Origin of the sequence: Diaphorobacter sp., from assembly GCF_050251835.1 — a bacterium.
Lineage (GTDB): Bacteria > Pseudomonadota > Gammaproteobacteria > Burkholderiales > Burkholderiaceae_C > JBFXIE01.
Map to the genome: position 1 here is coordinate 2602 of NZ_JBFWLZ010000017.1, position 2487 is coordinate 5088.

The following is a 2487-nucleotide window of genomic DNA, read 5'->3' on the forward strand; positions in this document are numbered from 1 at the left end:
ATGCGCGTGGGGATGTTGAACACCATCTGCGCCACCTTGCAGCACACCAGGTTGGTCTCGTCCTGCGCGGCGCAGGCGATCAGCAGGTCGGTGTCGCGCGCGCCGGCCTCGGCCAGCACCTGCGGGTCGATGCCGTTGCCCACCACGCCGCGCAGGTCAAAGCGCGCCTCCAGGTCGCGCAGGCGTTCGGCGTCGGTGTCGATGACGGTGATGTCGTTTTGCTCCGACACCAGACTGTCGGCCACGCTGTAGCCCACACGCCCTGCACCCAGGATGATGATCTTCATACGGAATAGGCCTCAAACCCTCTATGGCAGAGCGCTGGCAGCTATCAACACAATAGCAAACGAATCAACCCCGCACCTCGCCCTCGCCCAGCACCACCCACTTGAGCGACGTGAGCCCCTCGATGCCCACCGGCCCGCGCGCATGGAACTTGTCGGTGCTGATGCCGATTTCGGCGCCCAGACCGTACTCAAAGCCGTCGGCAAAGCGGGTGCTGGCGTTGACCATCACGCTGGCCGAATCCACGTCGCGCAAAAACTGCTGCGCATGCATGTGGCTGGTGGTCAGGATGGCGTCGGTATGGTGGCTGCCGTAGCGGTTGATGTGGGCAATCGCCTCCTCCAGCCCCGCCACCACCTTCACGCTGATGATGGGCGCGAGGTACTCCTCGCTCCAGTCCGCCTCGGTGGCCTCGGCCAGCTGCGCGCCCGGCACGGCGCGCAGAATCTGCAGCGCCTCGGGGCAGCCACGCATCTCCACGCCCTTGGCGGCATACACGGCGCCGATCTGCGGCAGAAACTGCGCCGCCACGCCGCGCGCCACCAGCAGGCCCTCGCTGGCATTGCAGGGGCTGTACTTTTGCGTCTTGGCGTTGTCGGCCACCTTCACTGCCATGGCGATGTCGCAGGGGTCATCGACATAGGTGTGGCAGTTGCCGTCCAGGTGCTTGATGACGGGCACCTTGGCACCCGCGCTGATGCGCTCGATCAGCCCCTTGCCGCCGCGCGGGATGATCACGTCCACATACGCCGGCATGGCGATCAGCTGGCCGACCACCTCGCGGTCGGTGGTCTGCACCAGTTGCACGCCATGCTCGGGCAGGCCGGCCTCGGCCAGCGCCTGCTGCACCAGTCTGGCCAGCGCCTTATTGGAGTCGATCGCCTCGGAGCCGCCGCGCAGGATGCAGGCGTTGCCGCTCTTGACGGACAGGCTGGCGGCCTCGATGGTCACGTTGGGACGGCTCTCGTAGATCATGCCGAACACGCCGATCGGCACGCGCATCTGCCCCACGCGGATGCCGCTGGGCTGCTGCCGCATCCCGAGGACCTCGCCAATGATGTCCGGCATGGCGGCCAGCTGCTCGCAGCCCTGGGCGCAGGTCTCCAGCACCTTGGGGGTGAGCTTGAGGCGATCCACCATGGGCTCGGGCAGCCCGGCGGCGCGGGCGCGGTCCAGGTCGCGGGCGTTGTCCGCCTGCAGCGCATCGACGTTGTCGCGCAGCAGGCGCGCCAGGGCCAGAAGTGCTTTGTTTTTAATAGCTGCAGGCGCTCGCGCCATAAGCGCTGACGCAGTTTTTGCCTGCAAGCCAAGCGATTGGGTGTATTCGGCGATGTTCAGGGCGGTCATGGGCGTGATTCTGACGCAGTTCCCCGCCCGAGGGGCGCGCCCTTGTGGATCAAGCCCTGCTGCAGGCCGCGCGGCAGCGCCGCAGCCAGCCGCAACCGTCAAAGCGGATCAATCCACGCCGCTCAATCCACGCGCCGCAGCTGCACGCGCGCGCCGGGCGCTGCGGCCACATGTTCCGTGCTGATGTAGCGCAACGTACCGCTGGCGTCCACGACGCGCGCCTGCAGGGCCAGATCGCCCGCAGGCTCGCCCGGCCGCACGGCAGGGCCGGCCCAGTCCAGCTGAAACGCGCTCGCACCGCCCTGCAACGGCACGGCAACCGGGATGGCATGGCGCGCCAGCAGCGGCGCAGCGGCGTCCTGGCGCCCCACGTCGCGCAATTCAACCGTGAGCACCAGCGCCGCGTCGCCGGGCGGCGCGTCGCCGGGCCACAGCACCTGACCTTCAAGATGGGGCATGTTCTTGGTGTGACCTGATGGGTGGTGAAGGTAAGGCGCCGCCCCGCCGCCGCTGGCGCTGGCCGATCGCCATCTGGCGCAGCGCATCCGCATGCGCCTGCGTAATGGCCAGCCCCGCGCGTGACTCCGCAAACAGCCACTGGCCCGCAGGGTTGACCTCCAGAAAATAATAGTCGCCGCGCGCATCCTGCTTCAGGTCGATCGCGCCATAGACCAGCCCCAGCCGCCGCATCAATGCGCGCAGGCGGTCAGCCAGGCTGGCGGGCAACTCCACCGCCCGTATCTTGGCCTGGCCTATCACCATGCGCATGTCGGTGGGGTAGTCGCTGTCGCGGGCGTCGATCTCGGCGGCGAAGATGGCGTCGCCGATCACGGTGACGCGCAAGTCCACGCCCTG

General features: G+C 67.9%; 3 protein-coding genes and 1 pseudogene. All 4 read right to left on the reverse strand.

Features of this window, described 5'->3' with window-relative positions; genetic code table 11:
* A partial coding sequence (locus AB7E35_RS07860; protein ID WP_428167363.1) for an NAD-binding protein occupies window positions 1-287 on the reverse strand: 287 nt, incomplete at its 3' end.
* A gap of 64 nt (window positions 288-351) precedes the next feature.
* Entirely contained in the window at window positions 352-1632 is a 1281-nt protein-coding gene (locus tag AB7E35_RS07865) for a glutamate-5-semialdehyde dehydrogenase (protein ID WP_428163109.1), read from the reverse strand.
* A 122-nt stretch (window positions 1633-1754) separates the two neighbouring features.
* Window positions 1755-2090: an S-adenosylmethionine tRNA ribosyltransferase gene (locus AB7E35_RS07870; protein ID WP_428163110.1), complete on the reverse strand. Its 336-nt coding sequence runs from the start codon at window positions 2088-2090 to the stop codon at window positions 1755-1757.
* Window positions 2077-2487, reverse strand: a pseudogene (locus AB7E35_RS07875) (MvdC/MvdD family ATP grasp protein); the annotation flags it as partial. The pseudogene AB7E35_RS07875 and the gene AB7E35_RS07870, both read right to left, overlap by 14 nt.